12 protein-coding genes are annotated in these 16,046 nt (G+C 60.2%); 3 read left to right on the top strand and 9 right to left on the bottom strand.

The genetic code is table 11. The features are described 5' to 3' along the window. Positions 1 to 225 precede the first annotated feature (225 nt). Complete coding sequence (locus AOA61_RS18085; protein WP_032887202.1) at positions 226 to 5,094, top strand: NAD-glutamate dehydrogenase; 4,869 nt, start codon at positions 226 to 228, stop codon at positions 5,092 to 5,094. Between the two features lie 196 nt (positions 5,095 to 5,290). On the opposite strand, the gene AOA61_RS18090 is transcribed toward AOA61_RS18085, so the two are convergent. The 3 genes from AOA61_RS18090 to AOA61_RS18100 form a co-directional block, all read right to left on the bottom strand. Next, positions 5,291 to 5,977: a GntR family transcriptional regulator gene (locus tag AOA61_RS18090; protein ID WP_032887200.1), complete on the bottom strand. Its 687-nt coding sequence runs from the start codon at positions 5,975 to 5,977 to the stop codon at positions 5,291 to 5,293. Positions 5,978 to 5,993: 16 nt separating this feature from the next. Then, complete coding sequence (locus tag AOA61_RS18095; RefSeq protein WP_095184588.1) at positions 5,994 to 6,695, bottom strand: FadR/GntR family transcriptional regulator; 702 nt, start codon at positions 6,693 to 6,695, stop codon at positions 5,994 to 5,996. Between the two features lie 148 nt (positions 6,696 to 6,843). Continuing rightward, the gene (locus AOA61_RS18100) at positions 6,844 to 8,169 is read right to left on the bottom strand and encodes a C4-dicarboxylate transporter DctA (protein ID WP_177326439.1); all 1,326 of its coding nucleotides are present in this window, start codon (positions 8,167 to 8,169) and stop codon (positions 6,844 to 6,846) included. A gap of 217 nt (positions 8,170 to 8,386) precedes the next feature. Here AOA61_RS18100 and AOA61_RS18105 point away from each other — a divergent pair, with 217 nt between their 5' ends. Further along, entirely contained in the window at positions 8,387 to 9,016 is a 630-nt protein-coding gene (locus AOA61_RS18105; RefSeq protein WP_099602302.1) for a DNA-3-methyladenine glycosylase I, read from the top strand. A 151-nt stretch (positions 9,017 to 9,167) separates the two neighbouring features. On the opposite strand, the gene AOA61_RS18110 is transcribed toward AOA61_RS18105, so the two are convergent. The 6 genes from AOA61_RS18110 to AOA61_RS18135 all read right to left on the bottom strand — a co-directional run bounded on the left by AOA61_RS18110 (position 9,168) and on the right by AOA61_RS18135 (position 14,433). Next, entirely contained in the window at positions 9,168 to 9,569 is a 402-nt protein-coding gene (locus tag AOA61_RS18110) for a cupin domain-containing protein (RefSeq protein WP_099602303.1), read from the bottom strand. 84 nt (positions 9,570 to 9,653) lie between these two features. After that, positions 9,654 to 11,087, bottom strand: coding sequence for a PLP-dependent aminotransferase family protein (locus AOA61_RS18115; RefSeq protein ID WP_095184591.1), 1,434 nt, complete (start codon positions 11,085 to 11,087; stop codon positions 9,654 to 9,656). Between the two features lie 70 nt (positions 11,088 to 11,157). Further along, positions 11,158 to 11,925, bottom strand: coding sequence for an SDR family oxidoreductase (locus AOA61_RS18120; protein WP_032887191.1), 768 nt, complete (start codon positions 11,923 to 11,925; stop codon positions 11,158 to 11,160). A gap of 23 nt (positions 11,926 to 11,948) precedes the next feature. Further along, positions 11,949 to 13,016, bottom strand: coding sequence for a phosphotransferase family protein (locus AOA61_RS18125; RefSeq protein WP_032887190.1), 1,068 nt, complete (start codon positions 13,014 to 13,016; stop codon positions 11,949 to 11,951). A gap of 129 nt (positions 13,017 to 13,145) precedes the next feature. Then, positions 13,146 to 14,099 (bottom strand): 2-hydroxyacid dehydrogenase, encoded by a 954-nt coding sequence (locus tag AOA61_RS18130; protein ID WP_099602304.1) that lies wholly within the window; start codon positions 14,097 to 14,099, stop codon positions 13,146 to 13,148. A gap of 139 nt (positions 14,100 to 14,238) precedes the next feature. Continuing rightward, positions 14,239 to 14,433 (bottom strand): hypothetical protein, encoded by a 195-nt coding sequence (locus tag AOA61_RS18135; protein WP_032887188.1) that lies wholly within the window; start codon positions 14,431 to 14,433, stop codon positions 14,239 to 14,241. Positions 14,434 to 14,670: 237 nt separating this feature from the next. On the opposite strand from AOA61_RS18135, the gene AOA61_RS18140 reads away from it, so the two are divergent. Beyond that, entirely contained in the window at positions 14,671 to 15,948 is a 1,278-nt protein-coding gene (locus AOA61_RS18140; RefSeq protein ID WP_032887187.1) for a serine/threonine transporter, read from the top strand. Positions 15,949 to 16,046 lie beyond the last annotated feature (98 nt).

Raw genomic sequence — 16,046 nt, forward strand, 5'->3', positions numbered from 1 at the left:
TCCACAGCCTGCCAGGCGTCTGACCTGCCCGTCGTACCGTCACCCGGCAGGGTGCGCATCTTATGGAAGTTGTATGTGACCTCATTGTCTTGTCCAGCTTCACCCTCCTGTCATCCTGATTCGTCTATGGTGCTTTAGTTACCGGCGAACAGAGCTGACGGTCTCCCCGCAAGGGGATAACACGCGACGCTTCCATCAATAACAAGCCCAAGCGGAGTACCACAGATGGCGTTCTTCACCGCAGCCAGCAAGGCCGACTTCCAGCATCAACTGCAAGCGGCACTGGCGCAGCACATCAGCGAACAGGCACTGCCACAAGTGGCGCTGTTCGCTGAACAATTCTTCGGCATCATTTCCCTGGACGAACTGACCCAGCGTCGCCTTTCCGACCTGGCCGGTTGCACCCTGTCTGCCTGGCGCCTGCTTGAGCGCTTTGATCACACCCAGCCACAAGTGCGGGTCTACAACCCCGATTACGAACGTCATGGCTGGCAGTCGACCCATACCGCGGTCGAAGTGCTGCACCATGACCTGCCGTTCCTGGTGGACTCGGTGCGTACCGAGCTGAACCGTCGCGGCTACAGCATTCACACCCTGCAAACCACCGTGCTGAGTGTGCGTCGTGGCAGCAAAGGCGAGTTGCTGGAAATCCTGCCGAAAGGCACGCAGGGCGACGACATCCAGCAAGAATCGCTGATGTACCTGGAAATCGACCGCTGCGCCAACGCCGCCGAACTGAACGTGCTGAGCAAAGAGCTTGAGCAGGTTCTGGGTGAAGTGCGCGTGGCCGTGGCCGATTTTGAACCGATGAAAGCCAAGGTCCAGGACCTGCTGGCCGGTATCGACGCCAGCCAGTTCGGCATCGACGGCGAAGAAAAAGCCGAGATCAAGAACTTCCTGGAGTGGCTGGTGGGCAACCACTTCACCTTCCTGGGCTATGAAGAATTCGTGGTACGTGACGAGGCGGACGGTGGTCATATTCAATATGACGCCAGTTCCTTCCTCGGTCTGACCAAGCTGCTGCGTGCTGGCCTCACCGCCGATGACCTGCGCATCGAAGACTACGCTGTGTCTTACCTGCGTGAACCGACCGTGCTGTCGTTCGCCAAGGCTGCGCACCCAAGCCGTGTTCACCGCCCGGCCTACCCGGACTACGTATCGATCCGTGAGATCGATGCCGACGGCAAGGTCATCAAGGAACATCGCTTCATGGGCTTGTACACCTCGTCGGTGTATGGCGAAAGCGTGCGAGTCATTCCGTACATTCGTCGCAAAGTGGCCGAAATCGAACGCCGTTCGGGCTTCCAGGCCAAGGCGCACTTGGGCAAGGAGCTTGCCCAGGTCGTTGAAGTACTGCCCCGTGACGACCTGTTCCAGACCCCGGTCGACGAGCTGTTCAGCACTGTGATGTCGATTGTGCAGATTCAGGAACGCAACAAGATCCGTGTGTTCCTGCGCAAAGACCCGTACGGTCGTTTCTGCTACTGCCTGGCCTATGTGCCGCGCGACATCTATTCCACCGAAGTGCGCCAGAAGATCCAGCAAGTGCTGATGGATCGCCTGAAAGCCTCGGACTGCGAGTTCTGGACCTTCTTCTCCGAGTCCGTACTGGCCCGTGTCCAGTTGATTCTGCGGGTAGACCCCAAGAACCGCCTCGACATCGACCCGCTGCAACTGGAAAAAGAAGTGGTGCAGGCCTGCCGCAGCTGGCAGGACGACTACTCCAGCCTGGTGGTGGAAAGCTTCGGCGAAGCCCAGGGCACCAATGTGCTGGCGGACTTCCCGAAAGGCTTCCCGGCCGGCTACCGCGAGCGTTTTGCCGCGCATTCAGCCGTCGTCGACATGCAGCACCTCAACAGCCTGACCGAAGCCAACCCGCTGGTGATGAGCTTCTATCAGCCACTGGGCCAGGTCTCCGGCCAACGCGAGCTGCATTGCAAGCTCTACCACGCCGACACCCCGCTGGCGCTGTCCGACGTACTGCCGATCCTGGAAAACCTCGGCCTGCGCGTGTTGGGTGAATTCCCTTACCGACTGCGCCACGCCAATGGCCGTGAGTTCTGGATCCATGATTTTGCGTTCATCGCCGCCGAAGGCGTGAACCTGGATATCCAGCAGCTCAACGACACCCTGCAAGATGCGTTCGTGCACATCGTCCACGGCGATGCCGAGAACGATGCGTTCAACCGTCTGGTGCTGACCGCCGGCCTGCCATGGCGCGACGTCGCGCTGCTGCGTGCCTACGCCCGTTACTTGAAGCAGATCCGCCTGGGCTTCGACTTGGGTTACATCGCCAGCACCCTGAACAACCACACCGACATCGCCCGCGAGTTGACCCGGTTGTTCAAAACCCGCTTCTACCTGGCGCGCAAGCTCACCGCCGATGACCTTGAAGACAAGCAGCAACGGTTGGAGCAAGCGATCCTCACGGCCCTGGACGACGTCCAGGTGCTCAACGAAGACCGCATCCTGCGTCGCTACTTGGACCTGATCAAGGCCACCCTGCGTACCAACTTCTACCAGACCGACGCCAACGGCCAGAACAAGTCGTACTTCAGCTTCAAGTTCGACCCGCGCGCCATTCCCGAGCTGCCTAAGCCGGTGCCGAAGTTTGAAATCTTCGTGTACTCGCCACGGGTCGAAGGCGTGCACCTGCGCTTTGGTAACGTCGCTCGCGGCGGCCTGCGCTGGTCCGACCGTGAAGAAGACTTCCGCACCGAAGTGCTCGGCCTGGTAAAAGCCCAGCAAGTGAAGAACTCGGTGATCGTACCGGTGGGCGCCAAGGGCGGCTTCCTGCCGCGTCGCTTGCCACTGGGCGGCACGCGGGATGAAATCGCGGCCGAGGGTATTGCCTGCTACCGCATCTTCATTTCGGGCCTGTTGGACATTACCGACAACCTCAAGGACGGCGCCCTGGTGCCGCCGGCCAACGTCGTGCGTCATGACGACGATGACCCGTACCTCGTCGTCGCAGCGGACAAGGGCACCGCGACCTTCTCCGACATCGCCAACGGCATCGCCATCGACTACGGCTTCTGGCTGGGTGATGCGTTCGCATCCGGTGGTTCCGCCGGTTACGACCACAAGAAAATGGGCATCACCGCCAAGGGCGCGTGGGTCGGTGTGCAGCGTCATTTCCGTGAGCGCGGCATCAACGTGCAGGAAGACAGCATCACCGTGGTGGGCGTCGGCGATATGGCCGGTGACGTGTTCGGTAACGGCCTGTTGATGTCCGACAAGCTGCAACTGGTCGCAGCCTTCAACCACCTGCACATCTTCATCGATCCAAACCCGAACCCGGCGACCAGCTTCGTCGAGCGTCAGCGCATGTTCGAGCTGCCGCGTTCGGCCTGGACCGACTACGACACCAGCATCATGTCCGAAGGCGGCGGTATCTTCTCGCGCAGCGCGAAGAGCATTGCCATTTCGCCGCAGATGAAAGAACGCTTCGACATCTCGGCCGACAAGCTGACCCCGACCGAACTGCTGAACGCCTTGCTCAAGGCGCCGGTGGACCTGTTGTGGAACGGCGGTATCGGTACGTACGTCAAGGCCAGCACCGAAAGCCACGCCGATGTCGGCGACAAGGCCAACGACGCGCTGCGCGTCAACGGCAACGAACTGCGCTGCAAGGTGGTGGGCGAGGGCGGTAACCTCGGTATGACCCAGCTGGGTCGTGTGGAATTCGGCCTCAATGGCGGCGGTTCCAACACCGACTTCATCGACAACGCCGGTGGTGTGGACTGCTCCGACCACGAAGTGAACATCAAAATCCTGCTCAACGAAGTGGTGCAGGCCGGTGACATGACCGACAAGCAACGCAACCAGTTGCTGGCGAGCATGACCGACGAAGTCGGCAACCTGGTGTTGGGCAACAACTATAAGCAAACCCAGGCCCTGTCCCTGGCTGCACGCAAGGCTTACGAGCGAGCAGCTGAGTACAAACGCTTGATGAGCGACCTGGAAGGCCGTGGCAAGCTGGACCGCGCCATCGAGTACCTGCCGACCGAGGAGCAGCTCGCCGAGCGCGCCGCCAACGGCAAGGGCTTGACCCGTCCGGAACTGTCGGTGCTGATCTCGTACAGCAAGATCGACCTCAAGGAAGCATTGCTCAAGTCCCTGGTGCCGGATGACGAGTACCTGACCCGTGACATGGAGACCGCGTTCCCACCGAGCCTGGTCGCCAAGTTCGGCGAGGCCATGCGTCGTCACCGCCTGAAGCGTGAGATCGTCAGCACCCAGATCGCCAACGACCTGGTTAACCACATGGGCATCACCTTCGTTCAACGACTCAAAGAGTCGACCGGCATGAGCCCGGCGAACGTGGCCGGCGCTTATGTGATCGTGCGCGACATCTTCCACCTCCCGCACTGGTTCCGCCAGATCGAAGCCCTGGACCACCAGGTCTCCGCTGACGTGCAATTGCAGTTGATGGATGAGCTGATGCGCCTGGGCCGTCGCGCTACGCGTTGGTTCCTACGCAGCCGTCGCAACGAGCAGGACGCTGGGCGTGACACCGCGCACTTCGGTCCGCACCTGGCCGCACTGGGCCTCAAGCTCGACGAACTGCTGGAAGGACCGACCCGCGAAGGCTGGCAGAAACGCTATCAGGCTTACACCGAAGCGGGCGTGCCGGAGTTGTTGGCGCGTATGGTTGCAGGCACTACTCACCTGTACACCCTGCTGCCAATCATCGAAGCCGCTGACGTAACCGGGCATGACGCCGCCGAAGTGGCCAAGGCCTACTTCGCCGTAGGTAGCGCTCTGGACTTGCCATGGTACCTGCAGCAGATCAGCGATCTGCCAGTGGCCAACAACTGGCAGGCTGCGGCTCGCGAAGCGTTCCGCGACGACGTGGACTGGCAGCAACGGGCGATTACCATTTCTGTCCTGCAAATGGCCGACGCGCCACAAGACATGGAAGCCCGCGTGGCCCTGTGGCTTGAGCAGCACAAGGACATGGCGGATCGTTGGGTGGCCATGATGGTGGAGATTCGTGCTGCGGTCGGTACGGACTACGCCATGTATGCGGTCGCCAACCGTGAGTTGCTGGACTTGGCCTTGAGTGGGCCGTCGGTGCTGCAACCGGCTTGATTTAGCGCCTGAAACAAAAGCCCCTGCATTGTGAGATGCAGGGGCTTTTTGTTGGAATGCCCGTTATCAAACACCCCAAAAACTGTGGGAGGGGGCTTGCCCCCGATAGCAGAGTGTCAGCCAGCCTCTTCATGACTGGCCCACCGCTATCGGGGGCAAGCCCCCTCCCACATTTTGATCTCGTTTTATCTGGAGATTAATGGTGTTTCAGCAACTTGGCTTCCAGGTGATCCAGGTGTTGGGTCATCAGGGTCACTGCGGTGCTTGAGTCGCGTTGCTCCACCGCATCCACAATCGCCACATGCTCCTGCCACGCGCAATACGTGCAGGCTTTTGCTTCGAATTGGGCAATGATCAACGACGTCAACGGCACCAGGCTGTTGAGGAACTGCGCCAACGGACCATTCCCCGCCATCACCGCCAGTTGCAGGTGAAACTCCCCCGACAAGCGAATCGCCGGCCCACGCTGGTCGCGTTCAATGCACTCGCGTTCGCGAGCAATCAACTCGCGCAGTTGGCGTATCTGCGTCGCCGTGGCCTGGGCACACGCCAGTTGCACCACGGTGATTTCGGTCATGCGCCGTGCTTCGAGGATCTGCCGCGTCTGCTGTGCGTCCGGTGCCGCTACTTGAGCGCGCTGGTTGGGACGCAGGATGATCACTTGCTGATGAGACAGCTTGGCCAATACGCGGCGAATCACACTGCGGCTCACGCCAAAGGTTTCACCCAGGCTTTCTTCTGTAAAGCGGCTGGCCGGGGCGATGCGTTGTTCGAGGATCGCGTCGAACAGCCGTGGGTAGATGTCATCCACCGTTGGCTTTTTACCGGCTACCAGGCGCAGGGCGGGGAGGAAGGGCTCGCGGTGCAGGGCGTGGGCGGTCATGGTCGTCTCCAAAAAGTCAGCTGCCCAGATGGTCGTCCGGGATGTTCAAGCGAATGCCCATGCGCAGGCCTTCCTGGAGGATGTGCTTGCGCATTTCTGCGCTGGCCAGGGCGCTGTTCTTGTTGCGGATGGCGCGCACCACCGCGTCGTTTTCCTGCAGGCGCTCGGCCAAGTGTTCAGGAGAGTTGCGCAGAACCTGGGCGCTTTGCTTGAGGGCGTTGCTGGTCTGTTGCACCACGTTCTGGAAAATCGGGTTGGACGTGAGGGCGAAGAGTTCTTCGTGAAAGCCAATGTAGGCGTTCATGCCTGCTTCGGCGTCACCAGCGTCGAGAGCCTCGCGCATGTCCATTAGGGTCAAGCGCAATTGGCCAACTTCCTTGCTGCTGATGGACTGAGCCACAAGGCCGACGATGAAGGGTTCGAGGGTGTAGCGCAGTTGCAGGAGGTCTTCGAGACTGGCGTCGGCCACGGCGTCGCTGGATTGGGGTTCACTGACGCTGGTTTCGAGCACGACCACGCCTTTGCCGGGCATGGAGCGCACCAGGCCGAGGGTTTCCAGCACGATCACCGCTTCGCGCAGGCTGGGGCGGCTGATGCCCATCTGTTCGGCCAGTTCGCGCTGGCCGGGCAACATTTCGCCCCGGCGCCACTGACCTCGCGCCAGGGCGGCGCGGAGTTTTTCTACGACTGAATTGACGACCGTTGAGGTGCTGATCACGTCGATACTTCCTTAATGTTGCTAATACAGTCATGTGGGAGGGGGTTTGCCCTTGATGGCGGTGGATCAGTTACAGATCTATCAACTGACCATCCTCATCGGGGGCAAGCCCCCTCCCACATTAGCCAGTGTTGCCCATGAGACAGCGTTAGAATTCCTGGTGGGCCGGCAGCACCGGTTTCTTGGCCTGGAAGGCATACCCTTGCTGGCCGTCCAACACCTTGTTGGCGCGCTGGATATCGATGTCTTTTTCCCAGCGTGCGATGGCCACGGTGGCGACGCAGTTGCCGATCAGGTTAGTCAGTGCGCGGCCGATGCCCATGAACCAATCCACCGCCAATACCAGCACCAGGCCAACTACCGGAATCGCCGGGATTGCTGTCAGCGTTGCCGCCAGAATTACCAGCGCAGAGCCGGGAATCCCGTGGGCGCCTTTGGAGGTGATCAACGACACGAGCAGGATGGTCAGCAAGTCAGTCATCGACAGCGGTGTACCGGTGGCGTTGGCGATAAACACGATGGCCAGGGTCAGGTAGATCGAGAAACCGTCGAGGTTGAACGAATACCCCGTTGGAATCACCAGGCCGACGGTGGAGCTACCAATGCCCAGGTGTTCGAGTTTGCGCATGACCTGCGGCAGCACGGCATCGGAGGAGGCGGTCCCCATCACGATCAGCAGTTCTTCGCGCAGGTACTTAAGCAGCGGCAGCATGCGCAGGCCTGACAGGCGCATTACCAGGCCCAGGATCAGTCCGACGAAGGCAAAGCAGGTCAGGTAGAACAGGCCAACCAGGCTGCCCAGGTGTTGCAGGGAGTCCAGGCCGTAAGTGCTGGTGGTGAAGGCAATCGCGCCGAACACACCGATTGGCGCCAGGCGCACGATCATGCCCATGATGCGGAAGATCACGTGGCTAAGTTCATTGATCAGCCGTGTGATGCCTGAGGCCGCTTCACCCACCAGATTCAGCGCGCTGCCAAACAGCACCGAGAACAGCAGCACTTGCAGCACGTTGTTGTCGGCAAAGGCGCCGATCACCGAGTTGGGGATCAGGTCCATCAGGAACTGGCTGGTGCCCTTGATGTGCTGGCCCTTGTCGGCCAGTTCATTGAGGCCGGCGGAGGAGAGCTGCTCCAGGTGGATATTGGCACCTTGGCCGATACCGGTGCTGAAGGCCATGACCAGGCCGATCACCAGGGCGATGGTGGTGAGGATTTCAAAGTAGATCACCGACTTGAGGCCGATTCGTCCGACTTTCTTCAAGTCGCCGGCGCCGGAAATGCCACTGACCACGACGCAGAACACGATCAGGCCAATCAGCATTTTGATCAGCTTGATAAAGCCGTCACCCAGGGGTTTGAGTTGCGAGGAGAATTCGGGAAGGGCCAGGCCGCAGATGATGCCAAGCATCAGGCCAATTACGACTTGCAGGAAAATCGAACGCGAGCACCATCTGAGCATGGGAGGGATCTCTATTCGGTGCCCTGGTGGTTCCAGGGCTTAATTGTTGTGGTCATACCGGTAAGTCCAGTGCGGGGCCAGTCTACGCCGGGTTTTTTCGAAATCACAAGTCATTATTGGTTGATTGACAAGTCCCGGTCTGACCAGTTGGTCGCTGAGGGCGATGCTTGAGCGGTTGGCGGGCTGGAAAAATTTTCGTCTATCATCCGCCGCTCGGCTTATGAGGTGATGGATGGACACTCCAGGATTGACCACTGACGCAGCGGGCCACACCCATTGCAGCTGGCGGACCTCGGCGCCGGAATATCCGCGTTACCACGACCATGAATGGGGGGTGCCGGTGGCGGACGATGTCCAGCTGTACGAGAAAATTTGCCTGGAAGGCTTTCAGGCGGGGATGGCGTGGATCACCATATTGCGCAAGCGCGAGCAGTTTCGTGCGGCATTCGAGGGCTTTGATTTTCGTCGGGTGGCGCAGTACGGCGAGGCTGATATAGAGCGGCTGATGCAGGATCCGGGGATTGTGCGTAATCGGGCCAAGATCGTGTCCACCATCAACAACGCGCGCAGGGCCTGTGAGCTGGTGGATGAAACCGGATCGCTGGCGCGGTGGTTGTGGGCGTTCGAGCCGGGTGATGAAGAGCGCCCGGCGGTGGTGGACCTGGCTTACTGGACGGGCAACCCCACCTCACCGGCCTCGGTGCGACTGTCCAAGGCCCTTAAAAAACGTGGCTGGACCTTTGTAGGTCCGACCACGATGTATGCGCTGATGCAGGCGATGGGGATGGTCAATGATCACCTTGAGGGCTGTGCGTGCCGGTCAAGAATCGAAGAACTGCGCTGCCTATTCAAACGCCCCTAGTCCCTGACTCAACGCGGTCAAAACTGTGGGAGGGGGCTTGCTCCCGATAGCGGTAGTTCAGCCAAATGGGTGTCGACTACCCATTGCTATCGGGAGCAAGCCCCTCACACACATAGCGACCGCCCATACTTCTGATGGATGTCTTAGCTGATTACTTTGGAAGAGGGTTCAGCACCTCGGCCTTGTCATCCAACACCATCACCACCAGTAACTTCGCTGGCTGGGTCTGGCTGGCGTTGCTGGATTCAAAGTGCCGCGAACCCGCGGGCTCGTAGAACGATTCGCCGACCTTGTAGGTTATCGCCTTCTCATCATTGACTCGCGAAGTGATCGCGCCCTCCAGCACATAGGCCACCGCCGTCCCCGTATGGCTATGGGGAACGGTGGCCTGGCCGGGGGCGTAATCAACGGTGAGCATGATGGTTTTCTTGCCGGGCACGTTGGTCAGGGCGTGCTCCTGCAGCACCTTGATCGACTCCTGGTTGTACACCGGTTCGTGGGCAAAGGCGCTGAGTGAAGCGAGCATCAGGGTGGTGGCGAGCAGGCGTTTCATGTTCGGGTTTCCGAGTAGTTCGAGACCTGTCCACCCTACGCCGCAGAACCTGGCCGACCAATGACCAATCCGCCGGAAAAGCCCCTAGCCAATCTGTTTGAGAATGTCGCGCACTTTGTCCAGCGCCGGGTCTATATCCAGGGTTTCGATGGCGCCGAATCCAATAATCAGCCCAGGGCGCACCGGTGCGTCGTGGAAGAACACATCAAGCGGGTATAAACCCACTTCGGCCTCACGTGCCAATGTCATCAGCAACGGAATGCTCAACGGCACCTTGCACAGCGCCGCCATATGAAACCCCGCCACGGTGGGCACGGCTTCGAACCACGGCGACAAATCCCCGGCCAGTCGTTGCAGGATGCGCTCACGACGCCCGGCATATACGGAGTGGCAGCGGCGGATGTGTTTGAGCAGGTAGCCTTCGCTGATGAACTTGGCCAGCGCCCACTGCGGCAAGGTGGAGCTGTGCTGGTCGGTCAATTGCTTGGCCTTGAGTACCGCGCCGTGGATCGCTGGCGGCAGCACCAGATAGCCCAGGCGCAGTTCGGGCAGCAGGGTTTTGGAGAAGGTGCCGACGTAAGTGACTACGCCGCGGGTGTCCATGCTTTGCAGGGAATCGGTGGGGCGGCCTTCGTAGCGGAATTCACTGTCGTAGTCGTCCTCGATGATGATCGCCCCCAGGTCGAACGCGCGGACCAGCAAGGCTTCACGGCGCGCCAGGCTCATGGGCATGCCGAGGGGGAACTGGTGGGAGGGGGTCACATAGATCAAGCGGGTGCCGTCGGGAATCTGATCCACCTGAATGCCTTGGTCATCCACCGGCACACTGGCGACCCGGGCGCCCATCGCCTGGAACAACTGGCGTGCGGGGCTGTAGCCAGGGTCTTCCATGGCGACGATGCTGCCTGGTTCCAGCACTACGCGGGCCAGCAGGTCCAGCCCCTGTTGCGCGCCATTGGTGACCACGATGTCGTCATCGCGGCATTTGACGCCTCGGGAAAAGGCGATATGCCCGGCGATGGCACTGCGCAGTGCTGGCAAGCCTTCGGGTTGGCTGTAGAAGCCGCTGTTCTGGGCAATGCGGCGCAGCGCGTCCTGAGTGCAGCGTCGCCATTCGTCTTGTGGGAACTGATTGCGGCTGGTGGCGCCGCCGAGAAATTCGTAGCGCAGGAGGTTGTCGCGTGTGGGGTGGCGCATCGGCGAGGGCAGCGCCTGCCATTTAGCCAGGTTGTTGGCGCAGGCCAGGTCGGTGGCAGTTTGCAGGCGATCCGCAGGGGGCGCCCAAGCGTTAACGAAGGTGCCACGACCGATCTTTCCCACCAGCAAGCCTTCATAGGTCAACGTGGCGTAGGTATCGGACACGGTCTTGCGCGATACGCCCAACTGCTCGGCCAGCAGGCGACTGGGCGGCAGTTGCGCGCCTGCCGCGAGACGCCCGGCCGCAATGGCTTCGCGCAATTGCTGATAAAGCTGGGCCGCCAGGTCCTTGCGGCCTTTGATGACGATGTGCAGTTCCATGTTTCACTCTGAGACAAATCGATCTACGCCAAGGTTACGCGTAAATCGACCTGTAGAAACCCGGGCGAAGTCAGGAGAGGAAACCACCGTCTACATTCAGCGACACACCGGTGGTGTAGCTGGACGCGTCACTCGCCAGAAACAGCACCGCGCCGGCCATCTCGCTTGGGTCGGCCACACGCTTGAGCGGGATCTGCGCCAGGGCCATTTTCAGGATCGCATCGTTTTTCACCAGCGCCGAGGCGAACTTGGTGTCCGTCAGGCCCGGCAGCAGGGCGTTGCAACGGATACCGAATTCAGCGCATTCCTTGGCGAACACTTTGGTCATGTTGATCACCGCGGCTTTGGTCACCGAGTAGATGCCTTGGAAGACACCCGGCGAGATGCCGTTGATCGAGGCCACGTTGATGATGCTGCCGCCGCCGTTTTCGCGCATCAGCTTGCCGGCTTCCACCGACATGAAGAAGTAGCCGCGAATGTTCACGTCAACGGTCTTCTGGAACGCGCCCAGATCGGTGTCCAGCACGTTGCAGAACTGCGGGTTGGTGGCTGCGTTGTTGACCAGAATATCCAGGCGGCCGAACTGCTCGCGAATGCCGGCGAACACCTGGCTAATCTGCTCCATTTCACCAATATGGCAGGCAACCGCAGTGGCCTTGCCGCCGTCGGCGATGATTGCGTCGGCCACATGCTGGCAGCCTTCTAGCTTGCGGCTGGAGACGATCACATGGGCGCCTTGCTGGGCCAGCAACTTGGCGATGGCCTCACCGATGCCACGGCTGGCGCCGGAGACAAACGCAATTTTGCCGTCGAGGTCGAACAGATGAGTCTTGGACATGGGGGTTCCTTGTTTTTGTGCGATCAGAGGGCTGATTTAGCGATTACCTTCAGGCTCATTTGCTCCAGCAGTGAGTTCATGTGAATGAACTGAGCAAAGCGTTTGTCCTGGGTCTGGCCATGGAAGAAACGGTAGTAGATCTGCTGCACGATGCCGGCCAGGCGGAACAGGCCGTAGGTGTAGTAGAAGTCGAAATTATCGATCTGGATGCCCGACCGTTCGGCGTAGTAGTCGACGAACTCGCGGCGGGTGAGCATCCCGGGCGCATTGCTTGGCTGGCGGCGCATCAGTTGCACCGGCGCGGGGTCGGCGGCCTCTATCCAGTAGGCGAGGGTGTTGCCCAAGTCCATCAGCGGATCGCCGAGTGTGGTGAGCTCCCAGTCCAGTACGCCGATGATCTGCATCGGGTTGTGTGGGTCGAGGATCACGTTGTCGAAGCGGTAGTCGTTATGCACGATGCTTGATGTCGGGTGGTCGGCCGGCATCTTGTCGTTGAGCCAGGCCCGCACTGCCTCCCATTTGGGCGCATCGGGGGTCAGGGCCTTTTCGTAGCGGTCGCTCCAGCCGCGAATCTGGCGCGCCACATAGCCCTCGGGCTTGCCCAGGTCGGCCAGTCCGCAGGCGTTGTAGTCGACTTGGTGCAGCTCGACGAACTTGTCGATAAAGCTTTTGCACAGTGCTTCGGTCTTGGTTGCATCCAGCCCCAGCTCAGGCGGCAGGTCGGAGCGCAGGATGATGCCCTTGACGCGTTCCATCACGTAGAACTCAGCGCCGATCACCGACTCATCGGTGCAATGCACATAGGCTTTGGGGCAATACGGGAAGCCATCTTTTAGCTGATTGAGAATGCGGAATTCACGGCCCATGTCATGGGCTGACTTGGCCTTGTGACCGAAGGGCGGGCGGCGCAGGACGAATTCCTGCCCAGGGTATTCCAACAGGTAAGTCAGGTTGGACGCGCCGCCGGGGAACTGACTGATCGCAGGCGTGCCGCTCAGGCCCGGGATATGGGCCTTGAGATAGGGATCGATCAGGCCAGCATCAAGTTCTTCGCCTGGGCGAATCTGGGTCGATTGGTCGTTCAGCGCCATGCTTATCCCTTCTGCTTATTCTAAAGGCCTTGGACTATTTCCTAATCTAATGCGCACGACCGCCCAGCGACAAGGTCGGGGCGGCTTAATAGGTTAGCGTGTTGGATGATGATCAGCGTGCCTGATTGGTCATTTTACGGGCGCGGGTAACACGACCGGCGTGAGCACTGGTCGGCCGGCGAAGTACTCCACCAGATTGTCGGCCACCCGTTGCACGGTGTCGTGAGCGGCTTCCGGTGAAAGGCCGGCCACATGGGAGGTGAGTACGGTATTGCTCAGGTGCTTGAGGGCGTCGGGCACCTTGGGTTCGTCGTCGAATACATCCAGCGCAGCCCCGCCAATGCGGCGCTGTTCAAGGGCGGTGATCAGGTCGGCGGTAACCACCACGCTGCCACGGCCAATATTGACCAAGTAGCCATTCGGCCCCAGAGCATCCAGGGCGTGACGATCAATCAGGTGACGGGTGCTCGGGCCACCGGGCGTGGCCAGGATCATGAAGTCCGAAGTGCGCGCCAGCTCCACGGCGCTGGCGCAGTAGGTGTAGTCCACATCATCACGGGGCTGACGGTTGTGATAGCTCACTTCCATACCGAATCCGAGGGCGGCGCGCTTGGCGATTTCCAGGCCCACGGCGCCCAAGCCAAGAATGCCCAGTTGCTTGCCGCCCAGGGAAGGGCGCATCACCTTGGGCCATTCACCGCGCCGCACGGCGACGTCGGTCTGCGGGATGCCGCGCACCAGGGACAGCAACAGCGCCATAGCGTGATCCGCCACCGACGGCGCATTCACCCCGGCGCCGTTGGTCACGACAATCCCACGATCGCTGGCGGCCTGCAGGTCAACATGTTCGTAACCGGCGCCGATCACACAGATGATTTCCAGCAGCGGCAGCGCGGCGATTTCGTCGGCGTAAAGGCCCAGGGGGCCGCGGGTCAACACGGCGTTGATCTGGCCGCCATGGCGCTTGATGGCTTGGGCTCGTTCAGCTGGGGTTGGCGCCAGGATCACATGAAAGTCATTGCTCTCGATGATTTGCAGGTAGTCGTTGATGGTTTCAACCAGGACCAGAACAGTGGTGGTCATCGGACGGCTCTTCCTTGTGGGGCGGGATGGAAGAGAGAGTATGCGACATTTTATAGGGCGGTGATGCAAGGTCCGCAGGGGGCGGGTAGAGGGCAGTGAATCCATAGCATGGATCCACGCCCTGGTGAGTCGCGCAGTCTTAGCCGATGCGAGGCATTGGGATCATTGTGTTGTTCGGTTTGGGCGCGGCAGCATATTCAATGCCGTTGAAAGGGAAGCTGGGAGGCTGCTGTGGCTTGGGCTTATCTTGTGCCGCGATTTGATCGGCAATATGCATCGCCACGCTGTCGACCAAGTGGCCGGCGTGGGACAGATTGAGGTTTGAAATCGTCATGGTTGAATCTCCAAGGTTCGTGATAAGGCTCCCTCTGAGTGGGCGAAATAGGCGTCACGTTCCTGACTGGAACAAGTTGTCGTCAATTGGATTGATCTGCTTCGTACAACCATTCCTCAGCTAAGTCTTTGCTTATTCAAAAGAATCCCGGACAATCCGGCCCCTTCTATGGTCGGGGCGCTGCCTGTCAGGTTTTTCTGACTCGTCCCGGCCGTGTAAATGCGGAGATCCGACCGGATGAATGATCAGGCCAATAGCGTCGACGAACGCTATGCAACGACACCTGCAACCCTCACAAGCTGGAGCCGCCAGGACACCACCTGGATGCTTGGCCTGTTCGGCACCGCCATTGGCGCCGGTACCTTGTTCCTGCCAATCAACGCCGGCCTGGGCGGTTTCTGGCCGCTGGTGATCCTGGCAGTGCTGGCGTTTCCGATGACCTTCTTTGCCCACCGTGGGCTGACCCGTTTTGTGCTCTCCGGCCGTGAAGGTTCGGACATTACTGATGTGGTCGAAGAGCATTTCGGTATCAAAGCGGGTGCACTGATCACCTTGCTGTACTTCTTCGCGATTTTCCCGATCCTGCTGATCTACAGCGTGGCCCTGACCAACACGGTCAGCAGCTTTATGGAGCACCAGTTGCACATCATGCCGCCGCCACGGGCGCTGCTGGCGTTTGTGCTGATCCTCGGCCTGCTGGCGGTGGTGCGTTGCGGCGAACAAGTGATCGTCAAGGCCATGAGCATGATGGTGTACCCGTTTATCGTCGCCTTGCTGTTCCTTGCGGTGTACCTGATCCCGCATTGGAACGGTGGCATCCTCAGCACCGCGAGTGTGGTCCCGGCGCCTTCGGCCTTGCTCAATACCCTGTGGCTGGCGATTCCGGTGATGGTGTTCTCGTTCAACCACTCGCCGATCATCTCGGCGTTTGCGGTTGACCAGAAGCGCCAGTACGGCGAACACGCCGATGAGCGCAGTTCGCAGATCCTGTCCCGCGCGCACCTGTTGATGGTGGTGATGGTGCTGTTCTTCGTGTTCAGCTGCGTGCTGACCCTGTCGCCGGCCCAGTTAGCTGAAGCGAAGGCGCAGAACCTGTCGATCCTGTCGTACCTGGCCAACCACTTCAACAACCCGACCATCGCGTTCGCTGCACCGTTGATCGCGTTCGTGGCGATTGCCAAGTCGTTCCTCGGTCATTACATCGGCGCGAGCGAAGGCCTCAAGGGTCTGGTGCTCAAAAGCGGTCGCCGTCCAGCTGCGAAGACGCTGGACCGTATGACTGCGGGCTTCATGCTGGTGGTGTGCTGGATCGTCGCCACGCTGAACCCCAGCATCCTCGGCATGATCGAGACCCTGGGCGGGCCAATCATTGCGTCGATCCTGTTCCTGATGCCGATGTACGCGATCCGCAAGGTGCCGGCCATGGCCAAGTACCGTGGGCACGCGTCCAACGTGTTTGTCACCGCAGTGGGCCTGGTGGCAATTACTGCATTGATTTACTCGCTGCTGTCCTGAACCCAGGGCTCACGCAAGCAAGCCGATTCGCGCATAGCGCGAATCGGCTTTTTTTTGCCCGCGCAAAAGCTGATGCGGCTCAACCGCAGCCGAGCAAT

Source organism: Pseudomonas sp. 2995-1 (assembly GCF_002742505.1).
Taxonomy (GTDB): Bacteria; Pseudomonadota; Gammaproteobacteria; order Pseudomonadales; family Pseudomonadaceae; genus Aquipseudomonas; species Aquipseudomonas sivasensis.